The 22,168-nt window shown below is 66.7% G+C and carries 18 protein-coding genes; 10 read left to right on the top strand and 8 right to left on the bottom strand.

What is annotated here, in order from left to right; translation table 11 throughout:
* Positions 1-121 precede the first annotated feature (121 nt).
* Positions 122-1,762, bottom strand: coding sequence for an exonuclease domain-containing protein (locus IC40_RS26850; protein WP_051644303.1), 1,641 nt, complete (start codon positions 1,760-1,762; stop codon positions 122-124).
* 317 nt (positions 1,763-2,079) lie between these two features.
* Here IC40_RS26850 and IC40_RS0110300 point away from each other — a divergent pair, with 317 nt between their 5' ends.
* The 5 genes from IC40_RS0110300 to IC40_RS0110280 all read left to right on the top strand — a co-directional run bounded on the left by IC40_RS0110300 (position 2,080) and on the right by IC40_RS0110280 (position 8,020).
* Complete coding sequence (locus tag IC40_RS0110300; protein ID WP_138158158.1) at positions 2,080-2,370, top strand: hypothetical protein; 291 nt, start codon at positions 2,080-2,082, stop codon at positions 2,368-2,370.
* An 11-nt stretch (positions 2,371-2,381) separates the two neighbouring features.
* On the top strand, positions 2,382-4,025 hold the full coding sequence (locus IC40_RS0110295; RefSeq protein WP_030134629.1) for an alpha/beta hydrolase: 1,644 nt from the start codon (positions 2,382-2,384) through the stop codon (positions 4,023-4,025).
* Between the two features lie 136 nt (positions 4,026-4,161).
* Positions 4,162-4,650, top strand: a complete 489-nt coding sequence (locus IC40_RS0110290; protein WP_030134628.1) for a hypothetical protein — start codon at positions 4,162-4,164, stop codon at positions 4,648-4,650.
* Positions 4,651-4,949: 299 nt separating this feature from the next.
* Positions 4,950-6,944 (top strand): SDR family oxidoreductase, encoded by a 1,995-nt coding sequence (locus IC40_RS0110285; protein ID WP_191293496.1) that lies wholly within the window; start codon positions 4,950-4,952, stop codon positions 6,942-6,944.
* 23 nt (positions 6,945-6,967) lie between these two features.
* Positions 6,968-8,020 (top strand): nucleoside hydrolase, encoded by a 1,053-nt coding sequence (locus IC40_RS0110280; RefSeq protein ID WP_030134626.1) that lies wholly within the window; start codon positions 6,968-6,970, stop codon positions 8,018-8,020.
* Here IC40_RS0110280 and IC40_RS0110275 read toward each other — a convergent pair.
* Positions 8,011-9,543, bottom strand: coding sequence for a DNA polymerase Y family protein (locus tag IC40_RS0110275; RefSeq protein ID WP_030134625.1), 1,533 nt, complete (start codon positions 9,541-9,543; stop codon positions 8,011-8,013). The two genes, IC40_RS0110280 and IC40_RS0110275, sit on opposite strands and share 10 nt — an antisense overlap.
* A gap of 28 nt (positions 9,544-9,571) precedes the next feature.
* Complete coding sequence (locus IC40_RS0110270; protein ID WP_081843383.1) at positions 9,572-10,285, bottom strand: DnaE2-dependent mutagenesis accessory factor ImuA'; 714 nt, start codon at positions 10,283-10,285, stop codon at positions 9,572-9,574.
* A 290-nt stretch (positions 10,286-10,575) separates the two neighbouring features.
* On the opposite strand from IC40_RS0110270, the gene IC40_RS0110265 reads away from it, so the two are divergent.
* From IC40_RS0110265 to IC40_RS0110245, 5 genes are all read left to right on the top strand, one after another.
* Complete coding sequence (locus IC40_RS0110265) at positions 10,576-10,824, top strand: hypothetical protein (protein ID WP_030134623.1); 249 nt, start codon at positions 10,576-10,578, stop codon at positions 10,822-10,824.
* Positions 10,825-10,908: 84 nt separating this feature from the next.
* Positions 10,909-12,534 carry a S53 family peptidase gene (locus tag IC40_RS0110260; protein ID WP_030134622.1) on the top strand — a complete coding sequence of 542 codons (1,626 nt, stop codon included), beginning with the start codon at positions 10,909-10,911 and terminating at the stop codon, positions 12,532-12,534.
* Positions 12,534-14,465, top strand: coding sequence for a DUF2339 domain-containing protein (locus tag IC40_RS0110255; RefSeq protein WP_036469679.1), 1,932 nt, complete (start codon positions 12,534-12,536; stop codon positions 14,463-14,465). The genes IC40_RS0110260 and IC40_RS0110255 overlap by 1 nt, the downstream gene beginning before the upstream one ends.
* An 83-nt stretch (positions 14,466-14,548) precedes the next feature.
* Complete coding sequence (locus IC40_RS0110250; RefSeq protein WP_030134620.1) at positions 14,549-15,532, top strand: alpha/beta hydrolase; 984 nt, start codon at positions 14,549-14,551, stop codon at positions 15,530-15,532.
* Positions 15,533-15,586: 54 nt separating this feature from the next.
* On the top strand, positions 15,587-16,519 hold the full coding sequence (locus IC40_RS0110245; protein WP_030134619.1) for a MerR family transcriptional regulator: 933 nt from the start codon (positions 15,587-15,589) through the stop codon (positions 16,517-16,519).
* Between the two features lies 1 nt (position 16,520).
* Here the strand turns inward: IC40_RS0110245 and IC40_RS26485 are convergent, their stop codons facing one another.
* Genes IC40_RS26485 through IC40_RS0110220 form a run of 5 tightly spaced genes read right to left on the bottom strand, consistent with a single transcriptional unit; the run spans position 16,521 to position 22,080 of the window.
* On the bottom strand, positions 16,521-17,324 hold the full coding sequence (locus IC40_RS26485) for a hypothetical protein (RefSeq protein ID WP_138158159.1): 804 nt from the start codon (positions 17,322-17,324) through the stop codon (positions 16,521-16,523).
* Between the two features lie 57 nt (positions 17,325-17,381).
* Positions 17,382-18,941, bottom strand: a complete 1,560-nt coding sequence (guaA, locus tag IC40_RS0110235; protein ID WP_030134617.1) for a glutamine-hydrolyzing GMP synthase — start codon at positions 18,939-18,941, stop codon at positions 17,382-17,384.
* Positions 18,942-18,957: 16 nt separating this feature from the next.
* A complete protein-coding gene (upp, locus tag IC40_RS0110230) occupies positions 18,958-19,593 on the bottom strand; it encodes a uracil phosphoribosyltransferase (RefSeq protein WP_030134616.1) in 636 nt (211 codons plus the stop codon).
* Between the two features lie 19 nt (positions 19,594-19,612).
* Positions 19,613-20,809 (bottom strand): URC4/urg3 family protein, encoded by a 1,197-nt coding sequence (locus IC40_RS0110225; protein WP_030134615.1) that lies wholly within the window; start codon positions 20,807-20,809, stop codon positions 19,613-19,615.
* Entirely contained in the window at positions 20,806-22,080 is a 1,275-nt protein-coding gene (locus IC40_RS0110220) for a GTP cyclohydrolase II (protein ID WP_042509974.1), read from the bottom strand. The genes IC40_RS0110225 and IC40_RS0110220 overlap by 4 nt, the downstream gene beginning before the upstream one ends.
* Between the last annotated feature and the right edge of the window lie 88 nt (positions 22,081-22,168).

Genomic DNA, 22,168 nt, shown 5'->3' with positions numbered 1-22,168 from the left:
TACGAACGGGGCGCGCCACGAGAACAATCATGACCCATCTCGAAATGTCGGTTTCCTTCGCACGACCGCCAGGTACCGACCCCACACGGTCGACGCCATCTAATGTTGCCCCGCGTGCCCATCAGACCTTCACACCAGCACGACTGGGCGCGCAATCCGGGCAACGAGTTGGTCGCCGCCCTCGCGTGCGGGTCCGTTCCCAACTACTCATACAGTCAGCGCAGACCAGGGTTTCGATCGCCGGTGGCGCGGGCGGTTTCGGCACCGATGTGTTCCGCGACTGCGCCTTACTCGTCGATCGACTGCTTCGGCATGGTGCACACAAGGGTGCACTGGATCGGCGCGCTGCCATCCAGGAGTCTCCGCATGTACCGCAAACTTGCGCAATGCCGGGATTGCCAATGTTCGTCACCCGCAGTGGGTTTCCGGTTGCGAGAGCGTGACGGTAATCAGCGAACGATGCCACTGGTACGCCGAATCGGCGGGCAGTATCCACTTTGGTGGACTCGGATGCGGTATCGGCGGCGATGAGCAATCCACACGACTTGGTAAGTGAGTCGTGCGTTTGGAGTCCGTGTGCACGGGCCTCTGGATGAATGGTGGCGTCACGGTCGATCGGGCTGCCGAGTTCGTCGAGCGCTGCGCCGGTGAAGCACACCTTCAATCCGGCTTCCAGGGTGAGGGTGGATTCGGCGATTCGGTACGGGTTCGTACGTCGGGTGACGAGCTTGGCGTCGAGATCGAGTAGCGCTGCCACGCGGCACAATTGGTCGAGCTCGGCATCGGTAATGACCGAGTCTTCCAGCGCTGCATCGATGAGGCCGTTGAGGAATTCTCGGTGTGCACGTTCCCGCTGCCGGTCATCAAGGCCGAGTTCGTGGGCCAGTTCAGTGAGCGCGACTCTCTCTTCGCTCGTTAGTTGCAGATCGCTCACGGCACGGTCGAGCAGGGTCACGTACGGCGCGACGTCGGCGTCTGCGTGTACTCCGCGGGCGAGTTCGGCGAGGTAGGGAACGTCGAGGGTGACGGCGGTAAATCCGTCCCGGGTGAGGATGCGCCGCGGTTGGGTTCGGTGCAGCGGGGTCGCTGAGACCGGCGAGCAGGGTGTGCTGAACGCGTCCGCGACGGCGAACAGGAGTTGGCCGGTGGCGCGGGCGTCGACTAGGGCTCGATGCGCATTGTTGATCGGGATGTCGTATTCGGCGCAGGCGACCGCGAGTTTGCAGCCAGTGGCGTGCAGGGTGTCCAGGCCATAGCCCCAGTCGATGTCGATGCCGGCCCGCGCGAGTTCGTTGCTGATCATGCGCGTATCGAATCGCAGGTTGTGGGCGACGACGACGGCGCCGTGCAACCGGACTGCGAGGTGATGGGCGACGTCGTCGAAGCTCGGAGCTTCGGTGAGCATGGAGGCGGTGACGCCGTGGATCCAAGTCGGGCCGGGGTCGCGGCCCGGGTTGATCAGGGTGTCGAATTCGTCGATAACCGATCCGGTTGCGTCCATGGTCACGATGGCGATCTCGACGACGCGGTCGGCACGGTACAAACCTGTGGTCTCCACATCGATGACGGCAATGCGATCAGCGCTGGTCAGGACATCAGCGATCCCTCGCTCGATCTGCCGGGCGCTCGCGGACAGGGCGTTGGGATTCTCGGCGCTCTGCGTTGCAGAGTGGGTCCAGCCCGTCCATTCGTCGCCGGTCCACCATCGCAGTTCTGCTTGATTCCACGGGTCGTGGTACCACCCCGGACTTGCATTCCCCATAGCAGCAGCTCCTCCCCCGTTGGTTCCGCACACCGCAGCTTAGAGACGAGCGGTGCCATTGATGGTCGTTTCGGCAGCGCATTCTGTAGCGCTTTCCCACCTGGCAGGGCCCGGTCGCGGGTAGCGCTACCTGCCTACGCGGCCACTGGGCTGCCGACAAGAAGAAGCCACCTTGGATCCCATGGAATGCGAGATTCCAGCAGAAATTGGTGCACCGGCGGGCGTTCTGCACTTACTAAACTGATGTCGGGCCAGTTGCACAGATCGTTGAGGGGGGCCGAATGTCTGAGGTACGGGTTGTTCCTGAGGACCTCCACGTGTCGGCAGCAACAGTCGATGTGCACGCCGACAGTGTCCGCGCTAAGCACGCGGCGGCCGACGCTCGGATCGAAGGTGCCCAGAAGGGTGTGCCTGCTGGGGCAGCGACCGTCCTTGGCGCCGCCGTGACGAAGTGGCAAGCCGACAGCACTGCCATGGTGAGTCGGATGATCAGCGATAGCAGCGGCCTGCGCAGCGGCGCCACGGCGTATGTCAACGCCGACGAGAACGCGGCCGCCGCCGTGGAGTCGGCCGGCAACCGGATCCGTCCTGAGGACATGGGCCTCTAGTAAGCAAGCCAGTGACTGTTTCCGTTGAGGACATCGACCGCTGGGATGCCGGTGACGTCCGCGAAGTCTTCAACGCCGCGCGTAGTCGTGCTGAAGCCGCTGCGGAGGCGTCCAACGGGATCGCCGAACTGCCGGCCTTTGGGACGTGGGGTGGTGAAGCCTCCGAGGCTGCCAAAGAGTCGATCGGCCAGACACGCAAAGACCTGGACGCGCACGGCAACGAAGCGATCGCCGTAGCACAAGCCGCACGCAAAGCCGCCGACGAGATCGACGCAGTCAAAGCGAGTCTGGCGCAGCTGCGCGCTGATGCTACGAGCGCGGGCTTTGAAATCGATCCGATCGGCAACAAGGTGCTGCCCGGTCCGGCATTGCAAACCAACATGATTGAGATGCTGGCTGCCGAGAGCACCCGCGAGGCATTGCAGGCGCGCTTGACGGCACTTCTGGCAGAGGCAGCCGGGGTCGACCAGGAATTGGCGCGCGCTATCGCGATGGCGACAGGTGCGGCACCCATTCCTGAAGGTCCGCACACCAATGATCCAGCCACGCAGGATATCTTGACCAAGCCACTGCCGGAGGATCCGCAGGAGTTTCGCGAAGCCTGGGACCAACTCAGCGACGAGCAGAAGGACTGGCTCTACGCGCGAGACCCGTTCATCGGCAACCATCCCGGAATGCCCTTCGAGGACAAAGACCAGTACAACCGTGTCCACCTCGACGAGTTGTCACAGTCAGCGCAGACCGAGGTCGACCGGATAGCTGGCGAGCATCCCGAGTGGGCGTCCGGCCCACCCACGACGGCGAATCCGAACCCGCCTAAGCCTTATCGGGAGTGGAGGCAGCGTCTCGATGACGCCATCAAGGTGGACCAGCAATACGATCAGGTCCACAAGGCCCTTGAATCGCCAGACGGACTCAAGCGATACCTCGGCATCCTCGATGAGGAGGGCCATGCCGCTGTGTCGATCAACAATCCCGATGAGGCGATACGGCACGCGACCTTTGTCCCCGGCACCGGCCAAGACCTGTCGCGCCTGGAGTTCAGTACCGAGAAGTCCGAGGCCATGCTGCAGGCGACACTGGCCGCCGATCCGAATCTCGACATCGAAGACGTATCCGTGACCACATGGATGGACTACGACCGACCAATGAACCTCATGCAGGCCGCATCGCCAAGCCACGCCCACGGCGGCGCCGACGCACTACAGGACTTCCAATCCGGACTTCGCGCCTCACACGATGGCGCAGCCGGGCCATCCACAAACACGGTCATCGGACACAGCTACGGTTCAACATTGATGGGCGCAGCCGGATTGGACGGCTACCTGGACGCTAACAACGTCGTCGCAGTCGGCAGCCCGGGAATCCTGGCAGGAAACGCTGGCGACCTGAATCTGCCTGCCGATGCCAACGTGTTCGCCACCCGCGCCGAGAAGGACATCATCACCCTCGCCACAGGCCTCACCCTGGGACCCGACCCGACATCCGGCAAATTCGGCGCCATCCCCTTCGAAGCGGCACCCGGCAAATCGTGGCCTTTCGGCCTGCCATCAGTCGACGCGCACAGCAGCTACTGGTCCGACGGCAATCCCGCACTACTGAACATGGGTAAAATTATTGCTGGTCAAACCGACGTCACCCCACCGAGTCCATGAATCTATGAAGATACGTATCGCAGCAATCGTTCTCGCGACCGGCGTGGTTGCCTCATGCTCAACGTCGCCGCAGGACTCTGCACCGCCCCTCGGACCGGCGTCGCCGTCCGGTGTCACCACGATCCCAGGAGGTCCGATGGAGGCCACTCCCACCGTGCCGAACCCGAAGATCCCGACCAGCCAGCAGGAAGCCCAGGACACCGTCTTGCAGTTGCTGCAGGAAACAGCCAACACGCTTCCCGCAGGGACGACTCTGGATGGCTCGCGGTACCGCATCGGCCGAATGGACAAGTACTGCGAGGACGACCCCTCGGGCCCCGAAGCCCCGGTCCACGTGGAGGACTGGCGGGATCTGAAGCTTCCGCCGGGAGCAGACTTCAACCAGATCATCGCCCAGACCGGTACCACTTGGGAACAGTGGGGATGGCAAGTCATCGAACGTGATGGGTTCGAGAAACCCAACCGGTTCGGCTACACCCCGGACGGTTACGTCCTGCACCTTGAGGCCAGGAACAACGCCGGCGCGGCCCCGCTGCTCATCGGGACCTCGCCCTGCTATCCCGGAAACCTGCGTGCGGACATACCCCGCAATCCTCCGGTGATCGCTCAGAATCCGCAGAACTGAACTTCACCGGTTGAACGGAGCACTGCGACCTGGTTCAAGTTCATGTCGCCGGTCCGCAGGAACCTACCTCCGCTACCCGAATCAGTCTCTCCACCGTCCCCGCTCAAGAAACTCTTCGCACCTCGGTTGTGCCGCAAGCGGTCCCGAATAGTGACGGCGATGCGCGTTGCCCGGTGGTGGGAACCCTGTCCGTTGCCTGGCCTGCGATCGTGCCCTCGGCGATCGCCTGGAAGCACCGATGACGCCGGTTTTGAACCCCACTGTTGACGTACGTCGCCAGGCAGACGACTATGACCGACATGCATTATGTCGTTACCGGCGGTACCGGGTTTATCGGCAGCCGGGTCATCACCCGCCTCCTGGCACGAGATCCCGACGCACGGGTCTCCGTGCTCGTGCGACGCGGATCGCTGCACCGCTTCGAAAGGCTTACCGCGGGGTGGGGTAAGGGGGTGAATGCGCTGGTCGGCGACCTGACAGCACCCGATCTGGGTCTGGACGGCGCCCAGGTCGACCCGGTCGACCATGTCGTGCACTGCGCCGCGATCTATGACATGACCGCACCCGAGGGCATCCAGCGGGCCGCCAATGTCGAGGGCACCCGCGCGGTCATCGCGGCGGCCCGCGAATGGGCAGCGACCCTGCACCACGTGTCCTCGATCGCGGTGGCCGGCGATTTCGTCGGCGAGTACACCGAGGACGATTTCGACGTCGGCCAGTATCTGCCCACCCCGTATCACCAGACCAAGTTCGAGGCCGAGGCATTGGTGCGCGCCGAACCCGGACTGCGGGCGAGGATCTACCGCCCGGCGGTGGTGGTCGGCGACTCCCGCACCGGCGAGATGGACAAGGTCGACGGGCCGTACTACTTCTTCCCCATCCTGGCCAAACTCGCTGTGCTGCCGGGGTTCACCCCGATGGTGCTGCCCGATACCGGCCGGACGAACATCGTCCCGGTCGACTTCGTGGTCGACGCCATGGTCCACCTGATGCACATCGCCGACGGCGACGGCCGCACGTTCCATCTGACGGCTCCGAAAACCATTGGACTGCGCGGTATCTACCGTGGTGTTGCCAAGGCCGCCGGGTTGCCACCGCTGGTCGGTTCACTGCCCGGGGCCGCGGTGTCCCCCGTCCTCAAGGCGACCGGTCGCGCCAAGATCGTGCGCAATATGGCGGCCACCCAACTGGGGGTGCCCGCCGAGATCCTCGATGTCGTCGATCTCGCACCGACGTTCGTCGCCGACCGCACCACATCCGCACTCGCGGGGACCGGCATCGAGGTGCCCGAATTCGCCTCGTACGCAGCGAAGTTGTGGCGCTACTGGGCACAGAATCTCGACCCGGACCGTGCCCGTCGCGATGACCCGCAAGGCCCGTTGGTCGGCAGGCATGTCGTGATCACCGGTGCGTCCAGCGGTATCGGGCGTGCGTCGGCCGTCGCCGTCGCCCGCCGCGGTGCCACGGTCTTCGCGTTGGCCCGCAACGCCGATGCTCTCGACGAACTGATCACCGAGATCCGCGCCGAGGGAGGGGACGCCCACGCATTCACCTGCGACGTCACCGATTCCGGCTCGGTGGAGCACACGATCAAGGACATCCTCGGGCGCTTCGGCCACGTCGACTACCTGGTGAACAACGCCGGCCGGTCGATCCGGCGGTCGGTGTCGGCCTCGACCGACCGGCTGCACGATTACGAGCGGGTGATGGCGGTCAACTATTTCGGTGCGGTGCGGATGGTGCTTGCGCTGCTGCCGCATTGGCGGGAACGGCGGTTCGGACATGTGGTCAACGTGTCCAGTGCCGGCGTGCAGGCCAACAGTCCCAAGTACAGCGCCTACCTGCCGACCAAGGCGGCCCTCGATGCGTTCTCCGAAGTGGTCGGCACCGAAACACTCTCTGATCACATCACTTTCACCAATATTCACATGCCTTTGGTGCGGACCCCGATGATCGCGCCGTCGCGCCGGCTCAATCCGGTGCCGCCCATCACCGCCGAGCACGCCGCGGCGATGGTGGTGCGCGGGCTGATCGAGAAACCGTCGCGCATCGACACCCCGTTGGGCACACTCGCCGATCTGGGCACCTACTTCACGCCTCGGCTGTCGAGGCGCGTGCTGCATCAGCTCTATCTGGGTTACCCGGATTCCGCGGCGGCCCGCGGACAGGCGCCCGAGGACGAGACCGCGGTCCCGCAGCGTCATCCCCGGCGCCCGGCGCGCGCTGTGCCCGCCGTGCGGATGCCGCGCCCGGTCAAGCGCGCGGTCCGAGCGATTCCGGGTGTGCACTGGTAACGGGCCGCACCTACTGTGGTGACGTGACAGGGCCCCAGACGCGTCAGCCGGTGTTCGCCGATGTCGATACCGGCGTGGACGATGCGATGGCGCTGGCCTATCTGCTGGCCAGCCCCGACGCGGAGCTGGTCGGTATCGCCTCGACGGCAGGCAATGTCCCGGTCGAGCAGGTCAGCAGCAACAACCTGCGACTGTTGGATCTGTTCGATGCCGCGGATATCCCGGTGTCCACGGGGGCGGCGGGTCCGCTGAGCATCCCGGTGCGGACCTGCGAGGACACCCATGGCCCCGAAGGCCTGGGATACGCCACGTTGCCTGCCGGTGACCGGGTGCTCACCGCGTATGACGCCGCGCACGCCTGGGTGAAGGCGGCCCGCGCCCATCCCGGTGAGCTCATCGGTCTGGCCACCGGACCGTTGACGAATCTGGCGCTGGCGATGCGGTTGGAGCCCGCACTCCCCCGGTTGTTGCGTCGGCTGGTGATCATGGGTGGCGCCTTCGATTACCGCGGTAACACCACCCCGGTGGCCGAGTGGAACACCCATGTCGACCCGGAGGCCGCCGCCGAGGTGTTCGCGGTGTGGAGTGCCGCCTGGGGGCTGAGCACCCCGACGCATCTACCGACCGTGTTGGGTCTCAACATCACCGAGTACATCGCGATGACGCCGTCGATCCTGGCCAGACTATCCGCCGCGGCCGGTGCACCCTCGACACCGTTGAGTGTCCTGGATGACCGGGGTACGCGGTCGAGGGCGGCCAATCCGGTGATCCGGGTTCTCGAAGATGCCATGCGGTTCTACTTCGAATTCCACTTCGACCAGGGTGAGGGGTATCTGGCGCATCTGCACGATCCGCTGGCAGCCGCGGTCGCGCTGGATCCGGATCTGGTCCGTTGCCGCGAAGCGACCGTCGATGTCGAGCTGACCGGCACCCTCACCAGGGCGATGACCGTGGTCGACTGGCGTGGACACTGGGGACGGAAACCCAACGCCCGCATCGGTGTCGAGGTCGATCCGGTCGAATTCTTCGACCGCTTCGTCGGACGGGTCGGCCCGTTCGCGGCGCGCTACTCGTAGATGCCCTCCACGTACCACCGGCGTTGGCGGTAGCACAGCAACATCGCCCGCCCTGGTGCGGTCAGCACCTGCGCTCGGGCGGTGTGCCCGGATTTCGCACTCGCCGGATCCCACCAGCGTTCGTCGACCGGCCATGGACCGGCCCACCACGTGAGATCCCCTCCGTGGCAGGCCGATTCCAGCCGAGCCGGATACGAGGAGAACATCCCGCGCCTGGTTACCCGAACCGGTTCGCCGTGGGCATCCAATACTTCCACCGGATCATCGAGCAGCACCGCCGGTGACGGTTCGGGCAGTTGACCGGGCCAGGGTTGCTCGGGGTCGAACCTGGGCACCGGTTCGTCGCCGAGTGCGGTCAAGGTGATGCGCTCGGCGGGGCCCCGGCCACCGCTGAGCACCGGCACCCGCACCGCCTCCAACCCCAGCAGACCTTGCACCCGTACCAATGCCCGGCGGGCCCGCAACCGGTCGTCATCACCGGAGGACCCCCACAGCGGAAGTTGCAGCGCCCCTGCCGAGACCACTTCGACCGGATGCAGACGCAGCACCGTGATCGGCGCGGTGGGCCCCTGCCCGCCATGCCGTCGGGCCAGCCAGCCGTCCAGCTGCCAGCGCACCCGGTCGGCGGTGGCATCCTCGGTCAGCGGCTCGGCGCATCGCCAGACCCGGTTCAGCTCTTCACCGTTGGCGGTGACGGCCTGGATGGCCAACCGCGTGCAGCCGACACCGGCAGACTCCAGGCTGCGATGCAGTTCACCGGCCAGCGAACGGCCGGCGAAGGCCGCGGCATCCACCCGGTCGATCGGTGGGTCACAGTTCATGACCACGTCCAGATCTGCGGGCAGTTCACGTCCCGAGGGGCCGCGGTCGGCCTCCCCGCGGGCGAACCGGTGTGCCTGCAGGGCATCGGCACCGAACCGGGAGGTCACATCGGTCCGGGACAGCTCGGCGAACTGGCCGATGGTCCGAATCCCCATCCGCCACAGCAGATCTGCCAATTCCTCACGACCCGGGCCGGCGAGACTCGGTTCGGCGGCCAGCTGTCGGATGGACAGCGCGGACAGAAACGCCGCGTCCTGACCGGGTTCGACGATCCGGCCCGCCCTGGCAGCGAAGACCGCGGTGCCCAGCTGGTCGGCGATACCGGTCTGACATTCCGCACCCACCGCGGCCACCGCATCGACCAACCGTTCCGCGACGGCCTGTTCGGAACCGAAATAGCGGGCGGCCCCGCGGATGGACACCACCAGCAGTCCCGGCCGTAACACCTCGGTCCGCGGCACCACGTCATCGACCGCGGCGGTCACCGCCTCGAAGTGCCTGGCGTCCCCGGCGGGATCCGCGGTGGCGACATGCAACTGGGGACAGCGCGCCTGAGCCTCCCGGCGGCGTAGGCCGCGGCGCACCCCGGCGGCTCTGGCCGCCGCCGAGCATGCGATGACGCGGTTGGCCAGGGTCACCGCCACCGGGTCGGTGGCACCCAGTCCGGCCGCGGTGGCCGCGGCGACCGCGGGCCAATCCATGCACCAGAGCGCCAGCACCCTGGACACGTCAGCCCCCCGCGGCAAGGAGAGGTCGGCCGGGCATCCGCCCTCTGGTTCGGGTGGCCAACCGGACCCCGGCTATCCGTCCCCGGCCCGGCACCGGGCCGTCGGGACCCGCGGCGGCCATGTCGTAGCCGTGCACCCTGGCATCCAACCGGACCGATGCCCCCTGCCAGTCCCCGTCGGTGATCAGGAGCGTGCACTCCTTCTGTCGGGCCCGTGCGGTCACCGCCCTCGCCCGGCTGATCGGCACCGACCGGCCGTGCAATGCCAACATCACCAGATCCAGACCGTCGAGCAGGATCGCAGCCACCTCCACCGGGTCCGGCCCCGGATCGGGTATCACCGCGATCCGACTGAGGTCGGCACCCATCTCGACCGCCGCCAGCAGACCGATATCGGGTTGCCCGACGATGGCCACGTGCCCACCCGCGGCGGTGGCTGCGGCCACCAACTGCAGTCCGAGCGACCGGGCCCCGGACAGCACCGCCACCGACCCCTTCGCCAGTACCGGTACCGGCAACGTGTCCGCGCCGGGTCCGAGCGGCGTTTCGTCCGGTGCTGGCAAACTATTTTCCGGGTGCGACGAGGGTTGCGCACTCCTTGCGCCGGTGGGTCCGGCGCCCATCCTGTCGGAGACCTCGGCTATCCTGCGACGAAGCTGTTCTACCTGTTCAGCACGCTGTTTTCGATGTTGCTCCAGGTCCATCGCCACCGTCACAGCAGCACCTCCAGCATCATCAGTAACCCACCGGTTTCGAACACCTGTTCGATCGCTCGAGTAAACACCTAGCCCACGGCAGCGTCAAGCCGCCCGCCGCACCGGTAGGAGGCCGGGATTGCGGTGAACACGAAAAGAGCAGCCCTCGGTAAGGGAATGCACCGATACCGCCATTGCGTTACAGTTTCTGCCACCAGATCCCGACGGAATGGGACTGCTGCACACGGTTTTCGCGAACCACGCGCCGACCGAGGATCCACCCCGATGGAAAAGGAAAAGGACCGAAAGAAATGGCATCAACGCTTCTGAGTCGTAAGGTTTCGGCTGCGATTGGTGGTGCCGCCATCTTCGCGATGATCGGCTTCACCGCCGCGTGCAGCAGCGACAGCGACAAGCCTGCCGAAGAAACCACCACCACGACGACAACCACCACGACGGAGCCCACCGTGGCGCCCACCGAGAAGTCGGTCAACCCCGGCATCACCGTCTTCACCCCGCCGCCGACGGCCCCGCAGTTCGACCCGAACTACCACGACTGACCCACCCACGACGGAAAGCGGGTCCAGATCTTTTCTGGGCCCGCTTTCCGTTGAGAACCCACTTTTAGCGAGCACACTTCAACCATGACCTTTCGGGCTGCTTCTTCGGTTCGCTCGCTGGCCGCGTTGGCCTTGGCAGGCATGCTCGTCCTCGGCACGACCCTGGTCCTGGACCGTAGGCATGTCGGCGACGACGGGACCAACGGCCCCATCGACGGCCCTTACGCCTCGCTGTTGGAAGCCTCGACCGATCTCGGGCCGGCCCGTGAACAGCACATCGAGTTCACCGCCAGCCTCACCGACGATGCCGAACCGGACGCGTTCATCGACTGGGCTGCCGACCGGGCCCTCGAGGTCCAGTGGCGCCCCGGCGACGACTGGGCGATCGTCACGGGCGCGCCCGGAGACGTGGAGCGCGCCTTCGATGTTTCCGTGCGCGACTACCGCGGCCGCCGCGGTCAGCAGTTCTATGCCTCCCCGCAGCAACCGCTGGTGCCCGACCACCTGCGCCACGAGGTCGCCGAGATCGGCCGCATCCTGAGCTACACCCCACACAAGATGTCGCGCCCCGATCACATCCCACTCGACGTTCCCGCCCAGGGCCTGACACCGGCCGCGCTGCTGAACACCTACAACGCAGACGATCTCGCGGCAGACGGGTTCACCGGCAAGGGAATCACCATTGTCATCTTCGCCTTCGACGGATTCAATCAATCCGATCTGGACAAATTCAGTTCTGCATTCGAATTGCCGCAATTCACGCCGGAGATCATCGGCGGAATGCCCGGTGAAACACGCGGCGAATTGTCAATGGACCTACAAGTCGCACACGCCATTGCTCCAGACGCCCGCAAGGTCGTGGTCAATGCCCATCCGACCGTCCAGGGCGGGGGCGGTTACCGCAAGATCGGCGAGATGCTCGAAGACACCGACCGCCGATTCCCCGGCGCGGTCTGGAGTTTCTCCATCGGCTGGGGTTGCGACAAGCTGATCACCGCCGCGGACGTGGCCCCGGTGCGTTCGGCACTGCGTGCGGCGCAATCGCGCGGCACCACCGCCTTCAATGCCAGCGGTGATCTCGCCGGGATGGAATGCCGCGGCGGACAGGACTGGTCTTCACCACCGAGCGCCCAGGACATCGGCCTCGATTCGATCGCCTCACTTCCCGAGATGACCAGTGTCGGCGGCACCACCTTGTCCACCGATGCCCAAGGCCAATGGATCTCCGAGCAGACCTGGTTCGATGTTCCGCTGTCCCAGGGCACCGGCGGCGGGGTCTCGAATCTCTTCGATCTGCCGCCCTGGCAGCGCAGCGCAGTCGGACTCGTTGCGCCGGAACGTGATATCGGCCGCCGGATGACGCCCGACGTCGCCGCCGTGGCCGATCCGTTCACCGGAGTCAAGATCGTGCTCAACGGTCAGTTCGTCACCGGTGGGGGCACCTCACAATCGGCGCCCATCTGGGCCGGGCTGACCGCGGTGATGAACCAGTGGCTGCTCGAACACGACGGCCAGTTGATCGGCGATATCAACCCACTGCTCTATCGCATCGCCGAGGGCGCGCCCCGACCCGCCTTCCGCGACATCACCCTCGGCGGCAATGCCGTCGACGTCGCGGGGCCCGGCTATGACCTGGTCACCGGTCTGGGCAGCCCCGATGTCGACAATCTGGTCCGCAATCTCCAACTCGCACAGAAAGTTCAGGCCTGATGACCGCTACCGCACCCGCGCCGGGGATGGTGGAGTGTCCGGTCTGTCGGGTCGACGTACCGGACGGCGAATACTGCGGTTTGTGCGGCGTCCCGCTCGCCGAGCACCGCGGCGGAGGAGGCCCGCACTGGCTGCGGGCGCGCACCTTCAGCGCGGCACCCGGACAATCCCTGTTGTCCCCCGCGCTGACGAGTTCGTTGTTCCCGCATCTCTCGCCACGGGCACGACGGGTGTTCCTGATGGGACTGGTGCTGTTGTCCGTCGCCCTCACCGCGGCCACCCTGCTGCGGATGCCCGCCGCACTGATCACGGTGGCTTCCCTCGGGCTGCCGCTACTGTTCGGTCTGTACATCCGTGAATCCGGGGTGTCCCGAGATATCCCGCGGTCATCGCTGATACTCACCGTCGTGCTGGGCATCGGACTCGGCGTCGGGTGGGTGTTGCTGACCGGCGCCGCGGTGGCCCGTGCCTACGGTGTGCCGCTCGGGGCCGGTGTCGCAGGAGCGCGGATCCTGCGCGACGGCATGGGTATCCCACTGGGCAGCATGCTGCTCATGCTGGCACCGGCGGTGGCTGTCCGGCTGTCCTGGCGGGGTGACCGGGAATCCTTGGACGGCTACGCCATCGGGGCGCTCGGTGCCGTCACGTTCACCGCCGCGGCCACCCTGTCCCGGCTGGCACCCCAGTTCAGCACCGGCATGATCAACCGTTCCCGGCCGTTGGACGGGTTGCTGGTCGAAGCCGGCATCCGCGGTATCGCGATGCCCCTGACCGCGGCGGCGGTCGGTGGGTTGATCGGTATCGCGCTGTGGTTCACCCGGCCACCGAGCAAGATCACCAAGCACCGCGGCGTGGTCCGCGGCATCCTCGTCCTGTTCGCGGTCGTCGTCATCGTCATCTACCTGTCCCTGGGCCTGGTCGACGTCGCGCGCGTCCCCCAGTTCCTGCAATTGGCCGGCCACCTCACGCTCTCCGCGCTCGCGTTGTTCGCCCTGCGGGTCGGATTGCAACTCGCGCTTCTCAATGAAGCCCAGGACGAGATCCGCCCCGACGAGCCGATCCTGTGCACCGAATGCAACCATGTCGTGCCGGATGCACCGTTTTGCGCCAGGTGCGGTGCGGCCATGCATGCATCCTCGCGCCGCTCGCGGCGGACCCGCCGCGAGGAACGGCCGATCAGGCTCGAGGAGAAACCCGCCGACGGCGAGATCGTGGTGGGACTGATGCCCGGATACTCGCTCTACACCGGTGATTTCACGGTCACCGAACCGCCCAAGACGTCGTTCCGCAACGTGTCGTTGATCCTCGGCACCGTCATCGTGGTGGTCGCCTCGGGCCTGGTCGGGCTTTCCGGACTGATCACCGAACCCGCCGCCCGCTACGCCTGTCCGCCCGATTGCGGCAGCCCGCCGATGGGTAGGGGGGTGGAGATCAACCCGAGGTTCACCGCCGCCGACGGATCGTTCTCGGTGTCCTACCCGGTCGAGAATGCGGCCTACCGGGTCACCAAGAATCCGAACGGGATCACCGCGGTGCTGCAGGCCGGCGACGGCGGCACCATGCAGTTGTTCAGTGAACCGGCCGCCGGACGCGGACCGAAGGACATCGCGGTCGATCTGGTGAACAAGACCTTCCCCGATACCCAGGCCGCCTACGAGATCCCCAACACGATGGTCGGATACCAGCTCGGCTACGGGATGGCCGCCGACTACTGGCCGCAGGGCGCAATGAGCAGCTCGGCCAGGATGCGCATCATCGTCATGGTCGCGGTCAAGAACGACCTCGCGTTGGTCGCGGGTGCCATCGGCCCATATCGCGCATTCGGCCCCGATTTCGGGTCGGGCAAACCGTCGGCGGCGAACCTGCAGCTTGCCTTGGACATGGGCAAGTACGTCAACAGCTTCAGCTGGCGCGGCGACCCACCCCGGTAACCGCCCACACGCAAGATTGTGACATTGACAAATGTCACCAATTGACGGTGTACTCGTCGGACGTTCCCACCACGGAGGTCCGGATGCCCGACCACGCTCTCCCCACCCGCGGTTCGCTGCGATCCCGCGGTGCCGCAGCCATCAGCTGCCTCACCCTGCGGCAGATCAGCGCGGTTCTCCCACCCGAACGAGCGTGGGGACTGTGGGCGTCCCGGCAGATCATCGCACGCGTCATGGACACCTTCGGACCGTCATTGCACGGTGTCGAGGCCGAGCCCGTCGACATCCGGCTGGCCGACGGCCGGCGTGTGGTCGGCGAATGGGTGCACGGCTCCAAGGGCGCCGACCGCACGGCACACCAAGCCATCTATTACGTGCACGGCAGCGGTTACGCGCTGTGCTCCCCGCGCACGCACCGGCGACTGACCGGCTGGCTGGCCCGACTCACCGGGCTGCCGGTGTTCTGCGTCGACTATCGACTGGCGCCGAAACACCGCTTCCCCACCGCCGCCGACGATGTGCGCGCGGGATGGGACTGGCTGTGTACCGAGGGCGGATTCGACCCGGCCCAGATGGTGATCGCCGGGGACTCCGCAGGGGGTCACCTGACCGTCGACATGCTGCTCCAGGCCGACGTGCCGCATCCGGCCGCCATGGTGCTGCTCTCGCCACTGGTCGACCTGACCTTCGGATTGGCGCGCACTCGGGAGGTGTTGCGTGCCGATCCCGCCATCCGCGCCGCCGACGCCGCCCGGCTGATCAACTTGTACTGCGCCGAAGCGGACGTCGCCGACGTCCGGCTGACTCTCGACGTCGCGGGCGGCCGGCGGATGCCACCGTCGCTGATCCAAGCCGGCGGCGCGGAGATGTTGCAATCCGATGCCCGCACCCTGCACGCCGATATCCATGCCGCCGGTGGCACCAGCGAACTGCAGATATGGCCCGACCAGGTGCACGTCTTCCAGGCCCTGCCGAGACTCGCCCCCGAGGCGGTACCGGCGATGCGCATCATCACGGCCTTCATCACCGAGGCGCTGCAACGAAACGCGGTCCGCGCCGTCGGCTGAGGCCGGGAGGTATCTTCGACTGATGCGGGGTGTCCGATTCATGACGGCGATCGCATGACGGCGCCCAAACCCCCGCGGCAGTCCGCAGGCGCGATCTCGACCATTCTGCTCGGACTGCGCCGGGCGCCGCGCCAGATCCGGCGCAGTTCCCGCGATGTCGTCGAGAACGCGGTGACCCAACTCTTCGACGCCGCCGTGCAACCGCACGGCGTCGCCGCCTCTGGTGAGTACCGCATCGAGGAGCTGGCTCAGCTGGCCGGAACCACCACCCGAAACATCCGGGTCTACCGTGACCGCGGGCTGCTCCACCCACCGCTGCGGGTGGGCCGGATCGCACTGTTCAACGACACCCATCTGACCCGGTTGCGGCTGATCACCTCGCTGCTGGATCGCGGCTACAACATCGCCCATGTGCACGAGATGCTCTCCGCGTGGGAACAGGGCAAGGGTGTGGGTGAGCTGCTCGGACTGGAATCGGCGATCGCGGGCAGCTGGGCCGCCGAGAAGCCGGAACGGATGAGCTTGTCGGATGCGCGTGACCTCGTCGACGACGATGCCGGGTTCGCCCGCATGGTCGACCTCGGGATCGTCAAGATCGAGGATGCCGACACCGCGCAGGACGAAGAAGTGGCGATCATCGTGCGCCCCAAGCTGATCGAGACGTTCAACGAGCTCCGCCAGTACGGCGTGGCACCCGAGAAGCTCATCGGTCTCCACGAGCAGATCGCCCCGCTGGTGGACCAGATCAGCGCGATCCTGGTTCAGGCGGGGATCGAGGAGGTGCTGCACCGCATCAACCCCGGTGCGGCACTGCCGCCGGACACCGAGATCGCGGAACTGCTGACCACGCTGGTACGGTTTCGCACCCAGGCCGTCTCCGCGGTCTCCTCGACGCTCTCGTTCTCCATCGAGTCGACGATCGAGTCGGCGGTCGGCCAGATTCTCGGCGACCTGATCGAGAAAGAGGCCGAGCAGCAATCCGACTAGCTCAACCGGTGACCAACAGCTCGTGGTCGCCTGCGCTCCACGCCTGCTCGAACACATCCGTACTGACCTGTTCGCCGCGCGTGTCATCACCGCCACTGTCGCCCAGATAGACGATATCGTTCGGAACATCCACTGCCGCAACGGTGATCAGGTGACCACAACCGGTCCGATCCCCCTCGGTGTCCCAGATGATCTTCGAGTTGACGCACACGATGGCCTGCCGGTCATCGTTGAGATAATCCAGCAGCGCGTCCATCCCGGTGTCCAGTCCGCCCTCGGAAGCGACCGAATCGTTGGTGTAGTCGGCCTCGATCCCGAAGTGATCGAGCAGAAGCAGCAGGTCGGTCGTGCAGGTGCCGTGCCCGATGCCGCCGTCGCTCGGATCGAAACTCTCGTCGTAGACGGGCTCGCCGGGACTGCACTCACTGGGTGTGGCCGCCGCCAGATCGATCATCTCCCGCTCCGAGGGCGGGTTGCCATTGACCTCGCCGATGACCATCCGGGTGGCCATCAGCCCACAATCACCCTGGGACTGCTGGGCCCAGTAGCGGCTCGCGGCCTCCGGGTCTCCGTAGACACCGTCCGGCGGTTCGGGTTTGGCCTCCGGTTCCGGCGCCTGCTCCTGTTGCTTGACACGCACCTGCACCGGACGCGTGGCGCGCGTACTGCAGCCCGAATGCGATTCCGCCGCAACCGAACTGGCAGGCGCGGCGGTCGGCTCGGCGGCCTTCTTCGAGCAACCGGCCCCAAGCAGTGCCAACACGGCAAGAGTGAGCACACCTCGACGAACCGACTTATTGACCATGACGGCAAATTAGCAGATCCCGTTCGTCGGCCGGGACGTTTCAGGAGCGCAGCGCGATCACTCCCACTCGATGGTGCCCGGCGGCTTGCTCGTGACATCGAGCACCACCCGGTTGACCTCGGGTACCTCGTTGGTGATCCGCGTCGAAATGCGTTCCAGCACTTCGTAGGGCACCCGCGTCCAATCCGCGGTCATGGCGTCCTCGCTGGAGACCGGCCGCAACACGATCGGGTGACCGTAGGTGCGCCCGTCACCCTGCACCCCGACCGACCGCACATCGGCGAGCAGCACCACCGGGCACTGCCAGATCTGATGATCCAGTCCGGCCGAGGTCAGCTCCTCGCGGGCGATGGCATCGGCCCGTCGCAACGTGTCCAGCCGCTCGGCGGTCACCTCCCCGACGATGCGGATTCCGAGTCCCGGCCCCGGGAAGGGTTGCCGCGCAACGATGTCCTCGGGCAGACCCAGCTCACGACCGACCGCGCGCACCTCGTCCTTGAACAACAGCCGCAGCGGCTCGACGAGGGTGAACTTCAGGTCGTCGGGCAGTCCGCCGACATTGTGATGGCTCTTGATGTTCGCGGTGCCGGAGCCGCCGCCGGACTCGACGACATCGGGATAGAGCGTGCCCTGCACCAGGAAGTCGACCTCGCCACCGGATACGTCGACCGCATCGCGGACCGCACCCTCGAACGCCCTGATGAACTCGCGGCCGATGATCTTGCGCTTGCCCTCGGGGTTGGTCACCCCGCTCAACGCCTCCAGGAACCGGTCGGCGACGTCGACGGTGACCAGCTTGGCGCCGGTGGCAGCCACGAAATCACGCTGCACCTGCGCCCGCTCCCCGGAACGCAGCAGTCCGTGATCGACGAACACACAGGTCAAGCGGTCACCGATGGCCCGCTGCACCAGCGCGGCGGCGACGGCGGAGTCCACCCCACCGGACAGACCACAGATGGCGCGGCCGTCGCCGACCTGCTCACGCACCTGCGCCACGAGCTGGTCGGCGATATTGGCCGGAGTCCAGCTGGCCCCGATTCCGGCGAATTCGTGCAGGAACCGGCTCAGGACCTGCTGTCCGTGCGGCGAATGCAGCACCTCGGGGTGGTACTGGACGCCGGCCAGCCGCCGCGCCCGATTCTCGAAGGCTGCGACCGGAGCTCCCGAGCTGGCCGCCACCACGTCGAATCCCTCCGGCGCCTCGGTGACGGCGTCACCGTGGCTCATCCAGACCGGCTGGATCCCGGGGAGTTCGGAATGCAGTTCCCCGCCAGTGACTTTGAGCTCCGTGCGGCCGTACTCGCTGGTGCCGGTGTGGGCCACCGTGCCGCCGAGCGCCTGGGCCATGGCCTGGAAGCCGTAGCAGATACCGAAGACCGGCAGGTCCAGATCGAACAGCGCGGGGTCCAACCGTGGCGCGCCCTCGGCATAGACGCTGGCGGGCCCGCCGGAGAGCACGATCGCCTGCGGGTTGCGCGCCTTGATCTCCTCGACGGTCGCGGTATGCGGGATCACCTCGGAGAACACCCGCGCCTCGCGGACCCGTCGCGCGATCAGCTGGGCATACTGCGCACCGAAGTCGATGACAAGCACCGGACGTACTGAGGCTGATTCCACCCGGACAGTCTAGTGCTCAGGTGCCGAAGAGCCGGTCCCCGGCATCGCCGAGGCCCGGAACGATATAGCCGTGTTCGTCGAGTTGACGGTCGATGGCCGCGGTGTAGACGGGAATGTCGGGGTGCGCTCCGTGCAGGGCGGCCAGCCCTTCCGGGCAGGTGAGCAGGCACACGAACTTGACCGAACGCGGGCTGTGCTCCTTGAGCCGGTCTATCGCGGCGATCGCGGTGTGTCCGGTGGCCAGCATCGGATCGACCACGACGACATCGCGTTCGCGAAGGTCATCGGGGACCTTGAAGTAGTACTCGACGGCGACGTGAGTCTTCGGGTCACGGTAGAGGCCGATATGGCCGACCCGGGCGCTCGGTACCAGGCTCAGCATGCCGTCCAGGATTCCGCCGCCGGCGCGCAGGATGGAGACGAACACCAGCTTCTTGCCGTCGATCACGCTCGCGGTCATGGTCTCCAGCGGCGTCTCGATCTGCTCGGTGTGCAGCGGGATGTCACGCAACACCTCGTAGGCCATCAGCGCCGACACCTCGCTGACCAATCGTCGGAAACTGTTGGTGGAGACGTCCTTCTGGCGCAGGGTGTTCAGTTTGTGGGTGACCAGCGGGTGGTCGATCACATGCACCTGGGAGGGCAGGGACATCGACGCTCCTTTCGGATTCTCAGAAGACGGTGCCGTCACTGCTGACGGTCAACGGTGGCAGCCCGCCGCGCAACCGTTGCGCCAGCTCGCGGCCTGCGGCCCAGGTTCCGCCCTCCAGTACGCAGGCCAGCGGCAGCCGGTCCGCCCCGAGTCCCAGCCGGGCGCGCACCAGGTCGGCCACCTCGTCGAGCAACGCGACGGTCAGGGCCCGCCATTCGACCACCAACTCATCCGCCGGTGCCCAGGTCTGCGATGCCCAGCCCGCATCGCGCAGCGTCAACACACCGGTGTCGAGCAACAGCCCGCCGTTGCGGTACTCCGGCAACCCGGTCAGGGCGTCGATGCCGGTCACCTGCACCCCCGCCCAGGTGAACGGTTCCAGCAGCGAGTAGGTCAGCCATTGGGACAGTTTGTGGAAGGGCATCCAGCCGGCGGTCGCCCCGAGGCCGGGAACCGCACCGTGACGCCAACAGTCCCCGAGCGGTTCGCCGTCGATGGTGTTGTCGGCGGGCCAGATCGGCGACAGTGTGGCAAGCAGCACGGCAAGGATGTCGTGCGCGGCGATCGTCGGGGCCGCCGGATCGGTGATCAACAGGTCGTACAGTCCGCCGGGACGACCGGGCTCGCCGAACGCGTCGGGCCTCTCGGCCAGGGCCGCACCGAGGCGGCGCAGCACGTCGACCCTGCCGTCGAAACCGACCAGCGGATTGGTCGGGCCCACCTGCATCGCGGTGGCCAACGCGTCGGCGTCCAGTCCGATCAGACCTGCCGCGTCGGCCTGTAGCGGCCGGTCCGGTTCCGAGGAGAACACCCCGGAAGTGAATGCGTGCCAGCTGGCGACGCCCAGTCCCTCGGACCTGCTGAACTCCCTGCCGTCCTCGTGATAGCGCCAGTCGGGGCCCGCCCCGGCGTCGAGCAGGACGCTGACCACCGCCAGGTCGATCATCGCGCGGGCGCGTCCGACCGGGTCGAGGCCGTCGAGGTCCAGGCGGCGCCGCACTCCGCCGGCCTCGAAGTGCCGCCACCGGCTGTGGAACGGGATATCAAGGTCGGGAAAGCGGCGCAGGGTCAGATCGGCGACCTCGGCGGCCGCGCCGGGCAGCGCATCGTCGTGCACGGTGAACCATGCGGAGTCACCGGCGCGGGCGCGGGCCAGCAGATGGTGGGCCCTGGCGCGGATCTCGGTGGTGCTGCGCAGGGTCTGCGCCGGATTCACACCAACCCCCGACCGATCGTCCTCTTCAGGTCGTCGGCATCGGGCACCGGGCCGGGGGTGAAGTAACCGGCAGCCATCTTGGCGTCGATCTCGACACGGGCGTCGGCCGGGATCAGCTCGTCGGGGATGTTGACCCGCTCCCCCACGCTGATCCCCGATCCGGTGATCGCGTCGTACTTCATGTTGCTCATCGAGACCAGGCGGTGGATTCGGGTGATGCCCAGCCAGTGCAGGACGTCGGGCATCAGCTCCTGGAAGCGCATATCCTGCACGCCCGCAACGCATTCGGTGCGCGCGAAGTACTGGTCTGCGGTGTCGCCGCCCTCCTGACGTTTGCGGGCGTTGTAGACCAGGAACTTGGTGACCTCACCGAGGGCGCGGCCCTCCTTGCGCGAGTAGGCGACCAACCCGACCCCGCCGCGCTGCGTCCCCGCGATGCACTCCTCGATGGCGTGCGTGAGGTAGGGCCGGCAGGTGCAGATGTCGGAGCCGAACACGTCGGAGCCGTTGCATTCGTCATGCACCCGGGCGGTCAGCTCGACCGTCGGATCGGCGAGGTGTCGCGGGTCGCCGAAGATGTAGACCGTCTGGCCGCCGATCGGGGGAAGGAACACCTCCAGGTCGCCACGGGTGACCAGTTCGGGATACATCCCACCGGTCTCCTCGAACAGCGCCCGCCGCAGCGCGGCCTCGGTGCACCCGAACCGGGCGGCGACTCCCGGCAGATACCAGACCGGTTCGACGGCCACCTTCGTCACCACTGCGGCACCCCCGTCGAGCAGGACCGTCCCGTCCGGGACGAGCCTGCCCTTCTGCATCGCCTCGGCGACCTCGGGCAGCATCACGTGCGCCTTGGTGACCGCGATCGTCGGCCGGATATCGTGATCGGCGGCCAGCTGGTCGGCGAACACATCGGCCACCGCCGCACCCCAGGGATCGAGGCTGACGATGGCCTCGGAGTTCTGCCACTGCGGGTGGGGACCGATGACATCGGTCGGCGTGGTGTTGGTGAGGTCGGCGCGGTGCTGCGGGGACAGCGCCCCGGCGGCCACTGCCAGGGCGCGGTAGACACCGTAGGACCCGCTGTGGGTGCCGATCACGTTGCGATGTGCGCGGTTACCGGTGGTGCCGACGATCGGTCCGCGTTCGGCAGCCGTGGGCGCTCCCCACCTGATAGGCGGCGCCAGCGGTCCACCGCTGTGCGATGTCAGCCGGATGTGGCGCGCGCCGATGCGATCCGTTCCCACGTCGACTCCTTCGCAGAACACCATCGCGCAACCAGAGACTGGTTTGTCCCTCGCATCGTATCAGCGCGACGGCCGACGCACCGGGTACGCGAATATCTCAGTCCGAGAACGG

The organism is Mycolicibacterium neoaurum ATCC 25795 (assembly GCF_000691525.1).
In the GTDB taxonomy this organism is placed as follows: Bacteria; Actinomycetota; Actinomycetes; order Mycobacteriales; family Mycobacteriaceae; genus Mycobacterium; species Mycobacterium neoaurum.
The sequence above is the reverse complement of the archived record's forward strand: the minus strand, read 5'-3'. Positions and strand labels throughout refer to the sequence as shown.